The following is a 16124-nucleotide window of genomic DNA, read 5'->3' as shown; positions in this document are numbered from 1 at the left end:
CTGCTATTATAATTAAATGTGATGTTAGAAGATGGAGGTCTTGCAGTGAATTTTAAAGAACGAGGATTATTAATCGTCTTGTCTGGCCCGAGTGGCGTCGGTAAAGGGACAGTGTGCCGTGTACTCCGTGAGGAAGAGGACAACAACCTTCAATATTCGGTCTCGGCGACGACCCGGAAACCGCGTGAAGGGGAAGTGGAAGGCGTGCATTACTTCTTTAAGACGAGAGAACAATTTGAAGACATGATCGAGCACGATCAATTGCTCGAACACGCTGAATTTGTCGGCAACTATTATGGGACACCGGTCGAATGGGTTCGTGAGACACTCGAGAGCGGAAGAGACGTCATCCTTGAGATTGAAGTCCAAGGTGCTTTCCAAGTGAAAGAGCGTTTCCCGGAAGCGGTCTTTTTATTCTTGGCTCCGCCAAGCTTGCAAGAACTACGCAACCGCTTAGTCGGTCGAGGTACGGAATCGGAAGATGTGATCAAGCAACGCTTGCTCGTCGCCCGGGAAGAAATTGAATTGATGGATGCATACGATTACGTCGTTACGAATGATGAAGTGGACAAAGCGATTGATCGTATCAAAGCGATCGTGACGGCCGAACATTGTAAACGTGAACGTGTCGCATCTCTCTATAAAAAAGCCATGATGGAGGTCATTTAATGTTATACCCTTCGATTGATGCCTTACAACGTATCATCCCGTCGAAATACACGATCGTGACGGTGGCCGCGAAGCGGGCCCGCCAAATCCAGGACGGAAAAGCAGCGAAAATCGTCGTGCCAAAATCGTATAAGCCGGTCGGTCAAGCGCTAGAAGAAATATTCTCGGGTGACACGACAATCATCACGAACGAAAAAAACAACGGATGAATTGTGACCCAAGTCGGATGCGACTTGGGTCTCATTGTCTATAAGGGGGAGAAATGTGAATGTTGAACGATCGGAATATCTTGCTTTGTGTGAGCGGCGGGATCGCGGCGTATAAGGCGTGCGCGCTCACTTCGAAACTCGTCCAGGCCGGTGCGAACGTGCGCGTGGCGATGACCGCCTCAGCCCAGGAGTTCGTCGGGAAAGCGACGTTTCAGGCGCTCAGCCGCAATCCGGTATACACCGACGTGTTCGAGGAACACGACCCGACCAAAATCGCCCACATCGACGTCGTCGACACGAGTGATTTGATCGTCGTCGCACCTGCCACGGCGAACATGATCGCGAAACTCGCGGCCGGTATTGCCGACGACTTCATCACGACCTCGATTTTAGCGGCGAAATGCCCGGTCATCGTCTCACCGGCGATGAACGTCAATATGCTCGAACATCCGGCCACACGCCGCAATATCGAAACGCTCAAAACGTTCGGTTATCAAATCATCGAGCCCGGTGTCGGCAACCTCGCCTGCGGCTGGGTCGGCGGGGGACGTCTGCCGGAACCGGAAGACCTCGTCCGGATTATCGAGAGCCAGTTCGTCCCGAAACATCTGCTCGGGAAGCAAGTATTGATCACGGCGGGGCCGACGGTCGAACGCATCGACCCGGTCCGTTTCTTATCGAACGACTCGTCAGGCAAGATGGGCGTCGCGCTCGCCGAGGCGGCCCGCGATATGGGTGCCTTTGTCACGCTCGTCCATGGTCCGCTGCAAATACCCGTACCGGACGGTGTGACCGCCATCGCCGTCGAATCCGGGAAAGATATGCTCGAGACGGTGCTCGCACGCTTCGATGACCAAGATCTCGTCATCAAATCGGCAGCCGTCGCCGACTATCGTCCGAAGACGGTCCACACCGAGAAACACAAAAAAGTACACGGGCCGTTGACGATCGAGCTTGAAGAGACGACCGATATCTTGAAGACACTCGGTGAGAAGAAGACGCATCAGCTCCTCGTCGGTTTTGCGGCCGAGACGGAGAACCTCGAGCAACATGCACGCGATAAAATCGCCCGTAAGCGGGTCGACTACCTCGTCGCGAATGATGTGTCGCAGCCGGATATCGGCTTCCGCTCTGACGACAACGAGGTCATGTTGTTCCGCGCGGACGGGGCGCATGTCCGCTTGCCTCGTCAAAGCAAACGCGAGCTCGCCGTCGAGTTGCTCACCCACTTTAAGGAAGATTTACGATGATCGCCCACGTCCACGTCGACGCCCCGGTCATCACGATCGACCGTCCGTTCGATTATGAGGTCCCGTCCCAGTTCGAGACATTGATCGAGCCGGGCATGCGCGTCTCGGTCCCGTTCGGCTCACGACGCCTGCTCGGGATCGTGACGGGTGTCTCGGAAGGGACGCGTGAAGGCTTGAAGCCACTTGAAGCCCTATTAGATGAAGAATCATCTCTGACGGACGAGTTGCTCGACTTATCGACACACGTGAAAGAGACGACGCTCTGCTTCCGGTCGTCGGCGCTTCTCGCGATGCTGCCGGCGGCGCTGAAAGTGAGCTACGACAAAGAGATTAAAGGCGAGACGCTACCGGACGGCGTCCGGACCGGTACCCATCTTTCCGAGTACCCGAAAGAGACGCAGTCCATCATCTTGGCGCTCGCCAAAAAAGGGGACATCTTGCTCGCGCCGGTGTTAAAAGAGAAACGCACGGTCAAGACGGACCTCGTCATCGAACTCATCGATGCGACTGTCATCCCGGCCCGTGCGAAGAAACAACAAGAAGCGATTGAGTTGCTAAAGGACGTACCGCGCATGTATTGGTCGTTGTTACGTCAAATCGGGCTATCGCGCGCCCAACTGCAAAAAATGGAGTCGCTCGGTGCCGTCAAAGTGACCGAGGTCGAACTGAATCGCGACCCGTATGCCACGATCGAACAGGTCGTTGAGACGGTCCAATTGAACGAGAGTCAAGCGACGGCCGTTCATGCCATCCGTGACGCGGAAGCCGGGGAGACGTTGCTCCTGCATGGGGTCACCGGCAGCGGGAAGACAGAAGTCTATCTCGAAGCGATCGGTCAAGTCGTCGATGAAGGCAAACAGGCGATTTTGCTCGTGCCGGAGATTTCGCTCACGCCGATGATGGTGAAACGGTTCAAGCGCCGTTTCGGCGACCGGGTCGCTGTGCTTCATAGCGCTTTGTCGCAAGGGGAAAAATATGATGAATGGCGGAAGATCAAGCGGCGTGAAGTCGATGTCGTCGTCGGGGCACGCTCGGCCATCTTCGCCCCGCTTGAGAACATCGGCCTGCTCATCTTAGATGAAGAGCATGAGACGACGTACAAGCAAGAAGAGAACCCGCGCTATCATGCGCGTGACGTTGCGATTTGGCGGGCCCGTTACCACGGTTGTCCCGTCGTCCTTGGTAGCGCGACCCCGTCACTCGAGTCTTACGCCCGCGCCCAAAAAGGCGTCTATCGTTATCTGCAACTCAGCGAACGGTACGGGGGCGAGATGCCGCCGGTCCATATTATCGATATGCGACGCGAACTCGCCAAAGGCAACACGACGATGTTCTCAGAAGATTTATTTGTCGCTATCAACGACCGCATCGCCAAAAAAGAACAGTGTGTCATCTTGCTCAACCGTCGTGGCTTCACGACGTTCGTCATGTGCCGCGACTGCGGGGAAGGACTCACTTGTCCGCACTGCGCCGTCAACTTGACGTATCACCAACATGGTGACCGGCTCAAATGCCACTACTGTGGCTATGAGATTGGGATGCCATCAAAATGTCCGACATGTGACAGCAAGAAAATCAAACAGTTCGGCACCGGCACGCAAAAGATCGAGACCGAGCTGTTGAACCGCATCCCCGAGGCGCGGATCATCCGGATGGACCAAGACACGACGTCCCGAAAAGGGTCGCACGAGCAACTGTTGAAACGCTTCGAGGATGGAGAGGCCGACATTTTGCTCGGCACCCAAATGATCGCCAAAGGACTCGACTTCCCGAACGTCACGCTCGTCGGGGTGCTCGCGGCGGATGCGACACTCGGCATGCCCGATTTCCGGGCGACCGAGCGCACGTTCCAGCTCGTCACCCAAGTCGCGGGCCGGGCCGGTCGAGGAAGTCTACCAGGTGAGGCATACGTGCAGACGTACAATCCCGACCATTACGTCATCGAGACGGCGAGCGAGCACGACTATGAATCCTTTTTCGCTCGTGAGATGCAGTTGCGCCAAGTCGGCAACCATCCACCGTATTGGTACGTCACGCTCGTCACGTTCGCGGCCGAAAGTCCGCTCGTCGCCCAAGCCGAGGCCGAGCTGTTCGCCTCTGATTTCGTCGAGGCGCATGTGGCCCAGTCACGGCTGAATGGACCGATGCCGGCACCGTTGTCTAAACTAAAGAACTTGTTCCGCTATCAGTTGTTCATCAAAACGAAACATCCTGAGGCGCTATATCCGGTCCTCGCCGCGTTGCAACAGGCACGCGCGAAGGCGATCAGTAAAAAAGAGTATCAATTGAGTATCGACGTAAACCCATACGTATTCATGTGAGGTGGAACCAGATGTATAAAGTAGTAGAGATTCCAAATGAGATTTTACGGGTCACGTGTGATCCGGTGACGAAATTTGATAAAAAGTTGCGTCAGACGGTCGACCGACTGTTCGACACGATATACGAATATGACGGCGTCGGCGTTGCCGCCCCGCAGGTCAACTTGAATCAACGGCTCGCCGTCGTCCATACGGATGATGAGACGGGACCGCTCGTGTTGATCAATCCAGAGATCATCGAGACGTCGGGAAGCGAGGTCGGCCTTGAAGGGTGCTTGAGCATCCCGGGAGAGTTCGGATTCGTCGAACGGCATGAGACGATCGTCGTCAAGACGCAAGATTTGAAGGGCCGCACCCAACAAGTGAAGGCGAGCGGTTTCTTCGCCCGGGCGATTCAACATGAGATCGATCATCTCGACGGGGTGTTGTTCACGGACAAACTCGCCGTGCCGGAAAAAGGGACGGATCAACGCATTGTCTTCATGGGCACTCCGACGTTTGCCGTATCCGTACTTGAGCGCTTGCTCGAAGAAGGATACAATGTCGTAGGTGTCGTCTCGCAACCGGACAAGCCGGTCGGACGAAAACGCGAACTGAAACCGACGCCGGTGAAAGAGTGTGCCCTGCGCCACAACATCCCGGTGTTACAGCCTGAAAAGGTGCGCACCGATTATGCGGACATCTTGGCACTTGAACCGGATTTGATTGTGACGGCGGCGTACGGTCAAATTGTTCCGACCGAACTGTTAGAAGCGCCGAAACATGGAGCCATCAACGTCCATGCCTCGCTCTTGCCGAAACATCGGGGTGGTGCTCCAATCCATCAAGCCATCCTCGACGGGGACAAAGAGACGGGCGTCACGATCATGTACATGGTCGATAAGCTCGATGCCGGCGATATGATTGCCAACACGGTCGTACCAATCGAAGAATTGGACACGGTCGGTACGTTGTTCGACAAGCTCGCGGTCGCAGGGTCTGACTTGTTAATCAAGACGCTTCCTGCTTTCCTTGCTGGTTGGATTGAAGCCGTGCCGCAGGACGAGCGTGACGTCACGTTCGCACCGAACATCAGCCGGGAGCGGGAACAGATTGACTGGACCCGTTCCGGCACAGACATTTATAACCATATCAGAGGGATGAATCCGTTCCCGACGGCGTATACGACGATTGCGGGTGAACGGGTCAAACTGTTCTTCGGGTCGAAGACGTCAGGGACGGGTGAACCGGGAACGATTGTACGGCTTGAAGAGGATGGGTTTGTCGTCGCGACAGGTGACGCGGTCGCTATCAAAGTGATCGATTTGCAACCATCTGGTAAAAAACGAATGGACGGGGCCACATTTATGCGTGGGGCCGGCCAAAAGTTACAAGTCGGCGATCGACTAGGAGGATAATATGAACGTACGAGTTGCAGCGCTTGATACGCTAATCAAAATCGAACAAGGCGGCGCCTATTCGACGATTGCGGTCAACGACCTATTGAAACAAAAAAAATTAGCGACGAAAGACGTCGGCCTCTACACGGAGCTCGTCTACGGGACGCTCGGTCGGAAACGGACGCTCGATTATATTTTAGAGAAGCGGGTCCAAAACCCGAAAAAATTGGACAAATTTGTCTTGCCGCTCTTGCGGATGAGCGTCTATCAACTGTTTTATCTCGACAAGATCCCGGATCGGGCCGTGTTGCATGAAGCGGTTGAAATCGCGAAAAAACGGGGCCATTCGGGAACCGGCAAGTTCGTCAATGGCGTGTTGCGCAACGTCGTCCGGGATGGGTTCCCGGATTTGAGCAAGCTGCCAGACGCTGAACGAATTGCCATCGAACATAGCCATCCTGATTGGCTCGTCGCCGAATGGGTGGAGACGTATGGTGTCGAAGCGACCGAGGCGATGTGCAAATTGAATAACGAACCGGCGCCGGTCACGGTCCGGGTCAACCGCCAACGTGTCACCGTTGACGAGATGATTGAACGGCTCGCTGAAGTCGATGTCGTCGCCACACGTTCGGAACTGTCAGCGGACGGGCTCGTCATCGAGTCCGGAAACGTTCATGCGACGGCGTTCATCGACATGGGCTTGTTGTCGATTCAAGATGAGAGCTCGATGATCGTCGCCGATGCGCTTCAAGCCGCGAAGACAGAACGCGTGCTCGACGCTTGTGCCGCCCCGGGCGGGAAAGCGATGCATACGGCCGAACGCATGGACGGCGGAACGCTCGTCGCGCTCGACTTGCATCCGCATAAAGCGAAGTTGATTGAACGACAAGCGAAGCGTCTGCATATCGATGGAGTGACCGCACTTGCCCTCGATGCCCGTCAGGCCGGTGACAAGTTTGAACCGGAGAGCTTCGATCGGATTTTGCTCGATGTCCCATGTTCAGGACTCGGCGTCATCCGCCGCAAGCCCGATATCAAATGGACAAAAGACAAATCTGCTCTCGCCGGACTGCCGAAAGTCCAGCGTGAAATCATCGACGCCGTCTTGCCACTCCTCAAACGAGGTGGTACGCTAGTGTACTCGACATGTACGATCGACCCGTCTGAGAATGAGCAGCAGGCCGATTACATTTTGTCGAACGGATTGACGTGGGATGAGACACTCCAGGACCGTCTTCCCCAAGTATTGCGCCCGATGGTGTCATCGGACCGCGCTGAACTCAAATTACTCCCGACGACGTTCGGGACGGACGGTTTCTATATCGCCGCATTCAAGAAAGAGGTATAAACATGAATCCAAAAGCAGTTGAAAAAAATCCATTGGTCGGTGCCAAGCCGTCACTCTATTCCCTCACGTATTCAGAACTCGAACAGTGGCTCATTGAAGCAGGAGAAAAATCGTTCCGCGCGAAACAGTTATATGACTGGATGTACGTCAAGCGTGTGACATCGTTCGACGATATGACGAACGTCTCTAAACCGCTCCGCGAGAAATTAGACGCGGCGTTCCAATTGACGACGTTGAAAGAACTCGTCCGTCAAGAATCACAGGACGGCACGATCAAGTTCTTGTTCGAGCTTCAAGACGGTTATTCGATCGAGACCGTGCTCATGCGTCACGAGTACGGCAACTCGGTCTGTGTCACGACACAAGTCGGCTGCCGGATTGGTTGCACGTTCTGTGCCTCGACACTCGGCGGTTTGAAACGTAACTTAGAAGCCGGTGAAATCACGGCGCAAGTCCTCGACGTCCAACGCGCGCTTGACGAGAGCGGAGAGCGAGTCGACTCGATCGTCGTCATGGGTATCGGCGAACCGTTCGATAACTACGACGAATTGATGCGCTTCTTGCGCACGGTCAACCACGATGACGGCTTGAACATCGGTTCACGCCATATCACCGTGTCGACGAGTGGGATTGTACCGAAGATTTACAAGTTCGCCGATGAAGGGATGCGCATCAACTTCGCCATTTCGCTTCACGCGCCGACGACAGAGATTCGGACTCGTCTCATGCCGATCAACCGAGCCTACAACTTGGATAAGTTGATGGAAGCCGTCAACTACTATACAGAGAAGAGTGGTCGCCGCATCACGTTCGAATACGGTTTATTCGGTGGTGTCAACGACACGGAAGAACACGCCCATCAGTTGGCGGACTTGTTGAAAGGCGTCAAATGTCACGTCAACTTGATTCCAGTCAACCACGTGCTCGAGCGCGACTACGTCCGCACACCACGTAAACAAATTTTTGCCTTTGAAAAAGTGCTCAAAGACCGAAAAGTGAACGTGACGATTCGTCGCGAACAAGGTTCGGATATCGATGCGGCTTGTGGGCAGCTTCGAGCGAAGGAGCGCGAACAAGAAACGAGGTAATCAGGAAGATGGAATTAGCATACCGAACCGACCGGGGGCAAGTGAGAGCGCAAAACGAGGATGCCGTCTTGATTTTAGGGGACGAGCACGCCGGGATCGCACTCGTGGCCGACGGTATGGGAGGGCATGAAGCCGGGGAGGTCGCGAGTCAGCTCGTCATCGAGCAGTTTCGTCGTGCCTTCCCGACGCTTCCGGCCTCACCGATGGAGATGGAGAATTGGTTTCGCCACAACGTGGAACTGGCCAATGAGCAAGTGCTCGATTTCTCGAAACAAGCGAACCTGCTCATGATGGGGACGACGATCGCCGGTGTCTGCTGGCACGACGAGACGATCGTCATCGTCCACGTTGGGGATAGTCGTGTGTATGCCTTGCGTGACGATAAACTTCAGCAGTTGACAGAAGACCATTCCTACGTGAACGTGTTGAAGCAGCTCGGGGAGTTGACCGAGGAAGAGATACGCGTCCACCCGAAACGTAATATCATCACCCGTGCGATCGGCTCGAAAGAGCATGTCGAACCTGATCTGCAAGTGTTTGCCGAACCCGAGTTTGACACGATTTTAATCTGTACGGACGGCTTGACGACGCATTTGACCGATGACGAGATCAAGCAAGTCTTGGAACGCCCCGTCTCGGCGGACGTCAAGGCGGATCAATTGATCGATCGAGCCAACCGTTTGGGTGGGAGTGACAACATCACTGTTGCCCTCGTCCAGTTCACAGATAGAAAGAGAGGATGAATCCGATGCGAAGTGGAGAACGAATCAACGATCGTTATCGGATCGAACAGCAAATCGGCAGCGGCGGCATGGCAAATGTCTACCGGGCTCACGATGAGATTTTAAACCGAACCGTCGCCATCAAGGTGTTGCGATCTGAATTCTCGCATAATGAACAATTTATACGCCGGTTTGAACGAGAAGCCCATGCGGCGACGAGTCTGAACCATCCGAATATCGTCGCCATTTACGACGTCGGAGACGAACGCGACATCTATTACATCGTCATGGAACATGTCGACGGGATGACGCTGAAACAATATTTGCAAGAAGAGTACATATCTGTCGACGAGGCGCTTCGCATCATGGGACAGATTTGTGATGCCATCGACCATGCCCATGCGAATCGAATCATTCATCGGGACATCAAACCACAAAACATGATGATCGATCAGAGCGGCAACGTCAAAGTGACGGACTTTGGGATTGCGGTGGCCATGTCGAACGCGACGCTGACCCATACGATGTCAGTGCTCGGCTCGGTCCATTACTTTTCTCCAGAACAGGCGCGCGGAAAGTTCGCCGATGAGAAGTCAGATATTTATTCACTCGGTGCCGTGCTCTATGAACTCGTGACCGGACGCGTTCCGTTCATCGGCGAGACGCCAGTCGCCGTCGCACTTCAACATTTGCAAGACGACCCGATTCGACCGATGGATTTGAACCCGAACATCCCGCAAGCGCTTGAGAACTGCATCATGCAGGCGCTGGCGAAATCACCGGGCGCCCGTCACACATCGGTCGCCGCCTTTAAGAAGGATTGCATGACGGCGCTCGACCCGGAACGTGCGAACGAACCGAAACGCCTCAGTACAGAACAGGACGCATTCGATCAGACGCTCGTCATGTCACCGGTCGTCCCGGACGAACCGAACGTCAAAGAGACACCGGAACAACCGGTCGCACCGAGCGAACCTGAGACAGCGAACCCGAAGCCGAAACGGAAGAAGAAGTGGTGGCTTTGGCTCCTACTCCTCTTCTTGTTGATTGGCGGCGGAATCGGGGCATATGTCATCGCCGATGAGATGTCCCGTGCCGTCGTCCCGGACGTCGTCGGCATGACGAGCGACGAGGCGACGACCGAGCTCGAAACGGCCGGTTTTGTCGTCGAGGCAACTGAACGGGCGAGTGACAACATCGCGGCTGGCGACGTCATCTCGCAGACACCGCAAGCCGGACGGAAGCCGAAACGTGGGACGACCGTGACGATTGTCGTCTCGGCCGGAAAAGAGACGGTCGAGATGCCGGATGTTGAAGGACTGTCCCAGTCGTCGGCCGAGCGGACGCTCAAAGATCTTGAGTTCACGGATATCGAGATTCAGTCGGAGGCATCCGAGACGGTCGATAGCGGGGATGTCATCTCCCAATCGATCGCCCCAGGCAACGAGGTCGTCCCATCTGAAGAGACGGTGACGCTCGTCGTCTCGACCGGCAGCAATAAAATCGAACTCGCCAACTTGGCGGGCTATACGTTCGAGGAAGCGACGACGTATGCCGAACAGAATAGCTTGAAAATCGTCAAACGTGATGAGTATTCAACGAGCGTTCCTGCGAATCAAATCATCCGTCAACTCCCGACGGCCGGTACGGCAGTCGACCCGGGGACGGAACTGACCGTCATCGTGTCACAAGGGGTCGAACCGACGGACGTCTCGATTGAACGGGAAGTCAACGTCGAAATCGAGCCGCCCGCTGAAGGCGAAGAAGCCGAGGCACTCGAAGTCGTCATTCGGACGGTCGACGCCCGTGGCGAAGTCGAGGTGTTGCGTGATAAGATAACGGAGACGACGACTTACTCGTATACGCTCGTCATCGCACCGGACGAAGTCGGAACCGCGACGATTGAAGTCGACGGCGAAGTCGTTCGCACGGATACGGTGACTTACGCACAAGCAAAAGATTCACAATGAAGAGGTGGCGTGCGCGTCGCCTCTTTTTCTAAGGAGGGAATGGAATGAAAGGTACGATTATTCGATTACAAGGCGGATTTTATGACGTCATGACGGAAGAAAAACAAGAGATCCGTTGTCGCGCCCGCGGCAATTTCCGCAACCGGAACATCTCGCCGGTCGTCGGTGACGATGTCGACATCCAAGACCAAGGGGATGGTACCGGTTATATATTGGCTGTTGACGAGCGGTCGAACCATCTCGTCCGCCCGCCGATTGCCAACATCGATCAAGCGTTCTTGTTATTCTCGGTAAAAGAGCCGGCGTTCTCGTTCCATCTGCTCGACCGTTTCCTCGTCTTGATCGAGTCGAAGCAAGTCCATCCGATTATCGTTTTGACGAAAATGGATTTGTTGACGGAGTCGGAACGGGAGAAGATTCATGAAGCAGCGGCTTTATATCGTTCCATCGGCTATGAGGTCATCGAGACGTCGACCGAGGACGGGTCGGGGATCGAAAAAATCCGCGGGTCGTTTAAGGATAAGACGAGTGTGTTCGCCGGACAGACCGGGGTCGGTAAGAGTTCGCTCTTGAACGCAGTCGCACCTGAGCTTGAACTTGCGACCGGGAAGATCTCGAAATCACTTGGGCGCGGTAAGCACACGACGCGTCACGTCACGCTTATCACGCTCGCTGACGGGCTCGTGGCCGATACGCCTGGTTTCTCGAGCCTTGAGTTCCCAGAAGAACTCGAAGTCGAAGAGATGCGCTGGTGTTTCCCTGAGTTCGTCGAGCGGCATGATGACTGTAAATTCCGCGGTTGTGCCCATTTGAACGAACCAGGTTGTGCCGTCAAAGCGGCCGTCGAGGCGGGAGAAATCGCTTCCACCCGCTATGAGAATTATGTTACGTTTATGGCAGAGTTAAACGATAGACAACGGAGGTACTGACATGATTAAAATTGCACCATCGATTTTAGCGGCGGACTTCGCCAATTTAGAGGCAGAAGTGAAGGCGGTCCAAGAGGCCGGAGCGGATTACATCCATTTTGACGTCATGGACGGTCAATTCGTCCCGAACATCTCGATCGGTCTCCCGGTGTTAGCGAGCTTACGGAAGAAGTCGGACATGGTGTTAGACGTCCATTTGATGATCGACCAGCCCGAACGGTTCGTCGAAGATTTCATCAAGGCCGGGGCGGATATCGTCACGGTTCACGTTGAAGCGACGAATCATTTGCATCGCGTGTTGCAACAAATCAAAGCGGCCGGCGCCAAGTGTGGTGTCGTCTTGAATCCGCATACGCCGCTGTCATCGATTGAACATGTGCTCGGTGACGTCGACATGGTGCTCCTCATGACGGTGAACCCTGGCTTTGGGGGCCAGGCATTCATCGAATCGGTCGTCCCGAAAATCGCGACGCTGAGCGAGATGCGCCAAGCGCGTCGTCTCGACTTTGAAATCGAGATTGACGGCGGTGTCAACGCTGAGACGGCGAAATTATGCATCGACGCTGGAGCTGATGTGCTCGTGGCCGGCTCAGCCATCTATAACGAACCGAGCTATAAAGACGCAATCGATAGCATTCGTCACGCTTCTCGTGTATAATCGTCGATAGAACAACAAATATTGTCGCAAGGGGTGTCACATTCTGTGGCTGAGAGGCATTTGCTAACCCTTTGAACCTGTTCCGTTCACACGGACGTAGGGATGTGGCGAAAATGCACGTTGCTACTCGATAGCAGCATGGCGTTTACGTCATGCTGCTTTTTGTCGTTCGCTCATATAATAAGGAGGGAATAAGATGAAACAACGTTTAAAACTACAGGCGCTCATTGAAATCTCATTGTTCGCCGCACTCGGCTTGATCTTTGATTTGCTCATCCCGTTCCGGATGCCGCAGGGCGGATCGATCAGCCTGGCGATGTTGCCGATCTTTGTGATGGCGTACCGCCATGGATTAAAAGGCGGACTGGCGACAGGAGCGCTCGTCGGAACGCTGCAACTGCTGTTCGGGGCCTACATCTTCACACCGGTCCAGTTCCTGCTCGACTACACGTTCGCTTACGGTGTCGTCGGGATGGCCGGACTGTTCGCTGGTCAAGTGAAACGGGCCGCCAAGGACGAGGCGAAAAAGACGCTCGTCGTCTACTTGGTGCTCGGGGCGCTCCTCGGTTCTTTGCTTCGCTACGGCGCCCACGTCTTATCAGGGATCGTGTTCTTCGCCGAGTACGCGGAAGGGCCGGTCGTCGCCTATTCGTTCGCTTATAACATGACGTATATGTTGCCGTCCTTCCTCGTGTCGGCCGTCGTCCTCGTTCTCTTGTTCGTCTCGGTACCACGTTTCGCCACGCTCGCGACCCGGGGTCTCCGCTAATGCGGGTGTTGATTGTGGCGGCCAGCCCGGAACCAATCTCGGGACTCCCGCGTGACGTCGATTACATCATCGGCGTCGACGGGGGGTACGAGACACTGTTGAACCACGGGCTGAACCCGGATCTCGTCGTCGGCGATTTCGATTCCTTCACGGGCGAAGTGCCGATTGACGCCGTCCGTTACCCATCTGAAAAAGACGTGACCGACCTCGAGATCGCGCTCGAGGCGGCCCGTGGACACGGGGCGACGGAGATGCTCGTGTACGGCGCTCTCGGTGGACGCCTCGACATGACGCTCGGCAATATCGGACTGCTCGAGGCATATCCAGAGATGCGTTTGTTCACGGCCGGGCAAACCGCTCGTCTTGTTGGAGCTGGGCGTCACGAGCTCCCACGTCAAGCCAATCATTATTTGTCGCTCATCCCCTGGAAACGGGCGAACGTGTCAATCCGCGGCGTCAAATATCCGCTCGACCGTCACGATGTCGTCAGCCATGAGGCGCTCACGATCTCGAACGAGTGGGCCGGCGAATCAGCGGATTTGATCGTGCACGAAGGTATGGTCCTCGTGCTGTATGTCAAAAAATGAACACAAAAAAATCCCATCGGCGAATGCCGAGGGCACTGAAAAACCCCCGCTCTATCCGAGCGTGAGAACGTGAAAAAGGCGATTGGCCCGACTTGTGTCGGGACGATCGCCTTTTTTCCTTGCCTTTAATCCGTTTTCTCTTTCCGGAGGGTGATGATTCGCTTCAGATTGACTGCGACGATGGCCATCACGCTCTGTAACGTCATGCCTTTCAGGTCTGGCGTCTTGTTGCGCGCCAGACCTTGTGGGTTCTTCAGTTGACTGTTTTTCGCCTCGACGGCGAAGCGTTTCCGACGATGGTCCTTGAAGTCATCGGTCTGCCCATAGTCAAGTTGATCGCTGTGCTCCCTTGATTTCAACGACACGCTATAGGATCTGGATTTGGCGCCGTCCTTGTAACAGCCTTTTCGTAACGGACATTGCTTGCACAGCTCGATGTTGAAGAAATGGCTCTCCACTTGGTTCTTTCCGACGTCCTTCCGTCCGCCACGGGCTTTGCGGACGGCCATATGCCCGGCTGGGCAGACGTAACGTTCGGCATCCTTGTTGTAGGTGAAACCCTCGACGCGGTTCGGTGCCGGCGAGTAGACTTGTGGGTTCAATGGCGCGACGAGCTTGCACCCTTGCGAGGCGGCATAGATCAGGTTGTCCCGGCTCGAATAGGCCCCGTCGCCCACGATGTGGTCGAACTCGGCCCCTGCGCGGTGGCTCTTCTCGACGAGCCTCGACATCTGATGCCCGTCCGACGCTTCGCCGGATGTGACGACGACGGCCGTGATGATGCCCTCCTCCGTCATCGCGAGATGATGTTTGTAACCGAAGAATGATGAGTCGGCACTCTTGTGCCCGGTCCGGGCATCAGGATCCCTGGAGACTTGAAGTTCGACGTGCGCATCCTCCGCGAACTCGCGGACACGGTTCACACGGTCACGGATGTGTTCGCGCGCCATCAGCTCAGGCATCTCGCCCTCGACGGTCTCGGCGACGGCGAGCGCATACGAGAGGAGCTGGTCGATGTCTGACTCGTTTGCCTTCTCCGGAAAACGTCCCTTCGCGTCGTTGGTCTCTTTGTAACATGCATGACGGAGCCCCTTCGCTTCCTCGATGATCGCCTGCCCGATCGGTTTTTGCCCATACCGGGCACGGGAATGGGTCGCGTCGACAATCAATGTTCGTGACTTGAGCAGTCCCATCCCTTTCGCGACCTCGACCGTGTGCTCGATCAACTTGTCGAGCAGCTCGTCGTCGGCCATGCGCTGACGACGGAACTTCGTGAGCGAGGAAGGATTGATGACGTCATCTTCCGGTGCCAGATCCAGAAAATATTTGTAGGCGAGGTCGGTCTTCGCCCGTCTGACGAGGTCGACGTCGGACAGGTTCGAGTGCGCCTTCAGGAACAGGTACTTGAACATCCGGACAGGATGGACGGCCATCCGACCGTTGTCATGGCAATACGTGTCCTCGAGCAGCTTGGTGATGAAATCGAACGGGACGAGGTCGTGGATGAGCCGTAGCTCGTCATCGGCCGGGATCAACAGGTCATAAAGGGCAGCGTATGGGCTCGGCGGCATGTTCGGCAGGTCGGGCATCATCGGGATCGCCTCCAAATGGGTTGGTTACTGCCAGTATAGTCCGGAATGCCGGGCGCGTACAGCGCCGCCCGAGGGCACGCCGACTCCCGGGGAATCAGCGGGCAAGGCGAGACCCAGCAGCGACGACGTCGCGATGCGGCTCGACGCCCGCCCCCAGGAAAGCGGCGTGCCGGACAGGGCGGCTGAAGGACAAGGAAAACAGATGAGCGTCATCCCAAACGGGACGACGCTCATCTGTTCAAAATCATTTGAAGTTTTTCAGTGCCCTCGCGAATGCCGCTGGGATTTTTTTCGTTCGTGTATAAAAATTATACGCGTTCAACGAGACCTGATTTAAGAGCGCGAGCTGAAACCCAAACTCGTTTAGGTTTACCGTCAACGAGAATACGAACTTTTTGTACGTTTACACCCCAAGTGCGTTTTGTCTTGTTGAGTGCGTGCGAACGGTTGTTACCTGATTTAGGTGATTTACCTGTTACGTAGCATTTACGTGCCATGCGTTTCCCCTCCTTTTTTATGTGGGTTCGTCCTAATAGACACTCGTTTATATTAGCACGGGTTTTTTCACGATGCAACTAGAAAATCATAGGATGACAAGAAAAAAACTTGACATTACTGGAAAGGATTTTAATA

General features: G+C 55.1%; 15 protein-coding genes, 1 pseudogene and 1 riboswitch. Of the genes and pseudogenes, 14 read left to right on the top strand and 2 right to left on the bottom strand.

Annotation, left to right across the window (positions count from 1 at the left end; translation table 11 throughout):
- The first annotated feature begins 21 nt into the window (after positions 1–21).
- The 14 genes and pseudogenes from gmk (at position 22) to FED52_RS08770 (ending at position 13899) form a co-directional block, all read left to right on the top strand.
- A complete protein-coding gene (gene gmk, locus FED52_RS08830) occupies positions 22–669 on the top strand; it encodes a guanylate kinase (protein WP_052090097.1) in 648 nt (215 codons plus the stop codon).
- Positions 669–878, top strand: a complete 210-nt coding sequence (gene rpoZ, locus FED52_RS08825) for a DNA-directed RNA polymerase subunit omega (RefSeq protein ID WP_138859637.1) — start codon at positions 669–671, stop codon at positions 876–878. Before gmk ends, rpoZ begins: the two co-directional genes overlap by 1 nt.
- A gap of 59 nt (positions 879–937) precedes the next feature.
- Positions 938–2128, top strand: coding sequence for a bifunctional phosphopantothenoylcysteine decarboxylase/phosphopantothenate--cysteine ligase CoaBC (coaBC, locus tag FED52_RS08820; RefSeq protein WP_138859636.1), 1191 nt, complete (start codon positions 938–940; stop codon positions 2126–2128).
- Positions 2125–4449, top strand: a complete 2325-nt coding sequence (priA, locus tag FED52_RS08815) for a primosomal protein N' (protein WP_138859635.1) — start codon at positions 2125–2127, stop codon at positions 4447–4449. Before coaBC ends, priA begins: the two co-directional genes overlap by 4 nt.
- Before the next feature lie 11 nt (positions 4450–4460).
- Positions 4461–4892, top strand: a pseudogene (gene def / locus FED52_RS14035) (peptide deformylase); the annotation flags it as partial.
- Positions 4893–4931: 39 nt separating this feature from the next.
- Entirely contained in the window at positions 4932–5846 is a 915-nt protein-coding gene (gene fmt / locus FED52_RS08810) for a methionyl-tRNA formyltransferase (RefSeq protein WP_308162237.1), read from the top strand.
- Position 5847: 1 nt separating this feature from the next.
- Positions 5848–7176, top strand: a complete 1329-nt coding sequence (gene rsmB, locus FED52_RS08805) for a 16S rRNA (cytosine(967)-C(5))-methyltransferase RsmB (RefSeq protein WP_138859633.1) — start codon at positions 5848–5850, stop codon at positions 7174–7176.
- Between the two features lie 2 nt (positions 7177–7178).
- Positions 7179–8264, top strand: a complete 1086-nt coding sequence (rlmN, locus tag FED52_RS08800) for a dual-specificity RNA methyltransferase RlmN (RefSeq protein ID WP_138859632.1) — start codon at positions 7179–7181, stop codon at positions 8262–8264.
- A gap of 8 nt (positions 8265–8272) precedes the next feature.
- Positions 8273–9007 (top strand): Stp1/IreP family PP2C-type Ser/Thr phosphatase, encoded by a 735-nt coding sequence (locus FED52_RS08795; RefSeq protein WP_138859631.1) that lies wholly within the window; start codon positions 8273–8275, stop codon positions 9005–9007.
- Positions 9008–9012: 5 nt separating this feature from the next.
- Positions 9013–10956, top strand: a complete 1944-nt coding sequence (pknB, locus tag FED52_RS08790) for a Stk1 family PASTA domain-containing Ser/Thr kinase (protein ID WP_138859630.1) — start codon at positions 9013–9015, stop codon at positions 10954–10956.
- A gap of 44 nt (positions 10957–11000) precedes the next feature.
- A complete protein-coding gene (gene rsgA, locus FED52_RS08785; protein WP_138859629.1) occupies positions 11001–11885 on the top strand; it encodes a ribosome small subunit-dependent GTPase A in 885 nt (294 codons plus the stop codon).
- 1 nt (position 11886) lies between these two features.
- Positions 11887–12543, top strand: coding sequence for a ribulose-phosphate 3-epimerase (gene rpe / locus FED52_RS08780; RefSeq protein WP_138859628.1), 657 nt, complete (start codon positions 11887–11889; stop codon positions 12541–12543).
- A 19-nt stretch (positions 12544–12562) separates the two neighbouring features.
- A riboswitch (TPP riboswitch) is annotated at positions 12563–12663 on the top strand.
- Positions 12664–12739: 76 nt separating this feature from the next.
- On the top strand, positions 12740–13312 hold the full coding sequence (thiT, locus tag FED52_RS08775; protein WP_138859627.1) for an energy-coupled thiamine transporter ThiT: 573 nt from the start codon (positions 12740–12742) through the stop codon (positions 13310–13312).
- Complete coding sequence (locus FED52_RS08770; protein ID WP_138859626.1) at positions 13312–13899, top strand: thiamine diphosphokinase; 588 nt, start codon at positions 13312–13314, stop codon at positions 13897–13899. The genes thiT and FED52_RS08770 overlap by 1 nt, the downstream gene beginning before the upstream one ends.
- A gap of 125 nt (positions 13900–14024) precedes the next feature.
- On the opposite strand, the gene FED52_RS08765 is transcribed toward FED52_RS08770, so the two are convergent.
- The gene (locus FED52_RS08765) at positions 14025–15491 is read right to left on the bottom strand and encodes an IS1182 family transposase (RefSeq protein ID WP_138859625.1); all 1467 of its coding nucleotides are present in this window, start codon (positions 15489–15491) and stop codon (positions 14025–14027) included.
- A 308-nt stretch (positions 15492–15799) separates the two neighbouring features.
- Positions 15800–15988 carry a 50S ribosomal protein L28 gene (gene rpmB / locus FED52_RS08760; protein WP_015881349.1) on the bottom strand — a complete coding sequence of 63 codons (189 nt, stop codon included), beginning with the start codon at positions 15986–15988 and terminating at the stop codon, positions 15800–15802.
- Between the last annotated feature and the right edge of the window lie 136 nt (positions 15989–16124).

This window comes from Exiguobacterium mexicanum, from assembly GCF_005960665.1.
GTDB classification, from domain to species: domain Bacteria; phylum Bacillota; class Bacilli; order Exiguobacteriales; family Exiguobacteriaceae; genus Exiguobacterium; species Exiguobacterium mexicanum_A.
The sequence above is the reverse complement of the archived record's forward strand: the minus strand, read 5'-3'. Positions and strand labels throughout refer to the sequence as shown.

Excerpts from the sequence above, each read along its gene's own strand:
- gmk (WP_052090097.1), top strand. The coding sequence starts at position 22 with ATGTTAGAAGATGGAGGTCTTGCAGTGAATTTTAAAGAACGAGGATTA.
- rpoZ (WP_138859637.1), top strand. The coding sequence starts at position 669 with ATGTTATACCCTTCGATTGATGCCTTACAACGTATCATCCCGTCGAAA.
- coaBC (WP_138859636.1), top strand. The coding sequence starts at position 938 with ATGTTGAACGATCGGAATATCTTGCTTTGTGTGAGCGGCGGGATCGCG.
- priA (WP_138859635.1), top strand. The coding sequence starts at position 2,125 with ATGATCGCCCACGTCCACGTCGACGCCCCGGTCATCACGATCGACCGT.
- fmt (WP_308162237.1), top strand. The coding sequence starts at position 4,932 with ATGGGCACTCCGACGTTTGCCGTATCCGTACTTGAGCGCTTGCTCGAA.
- rsmB (WP_138859633.1), top strand. The coding sequence starts at position 5,848 with ATGAACGTACGAGTTGCAGCGCTTGATACGCTAATCAAAATCGAACAA.
- rlmN (WP_138859632.1), top strand. The coding sequence starts at position 7,179 with ATGAATCCAAAAGCAGTTGAAAAAAATCCATTGGTCGGTGCCAAGCCG.
- FED52_RS08795 (WP_138859631.1), top strand. The coding sequence starts at position 8,273 with ATGGAATTAGCATACCGAACCGACCGGGGGCAAGTGAGAGCGCAAAAC.
- pknB (WP_138859630.1), top strand. The coding sequence starts at position 9,013 with ATGCGAAGTGGAGAACGAATCAACGATCGTTATCGGATCGAACAGCAA.
- rsgA (WP_138859629.1), top strand. The coding sequence starts at position 11,001 with ATGAAAGGTACGATTATTCGATTACAAGGCGGATTTTATGACGTCATG.
- rpe (WP_138859628.1), top strand. The coding sequence starts at position 11,887 with ATGATTAAAATTGCACCATCGATTTTAGCGGCGGACTTCGCCAATTTA.
- thiT (WP_138859627.1), top strand. The coding sequence starts at position 12,740 with ATGAAACAACGTTTAAAACTACAGGCGCTCATTGAAATCTCATTGTTC.
- FED52_RS08770 (WP_138859626.1), top strand. The coding sequence starts at position 13,312 with ATGCGGGTGTTGATTGTGGCGGCCAGCCCGGAACCAATCTCGGGACTC.
- FED52_RS08765 (WP_138859625.1), bottom strand. The coding sequence starts at position 15,491 with ATGATGCCCGACCTGCCGAACATGCCGCCGAGCCCATACGCTGCCCTT.
- rpmB (WP_015881349.1), bottom strand. The coding sequence starts at position 15,988 with ATGGCACGTAAATGCTACGTAACAGGTAAATCACCTAAATCAGGTAAC.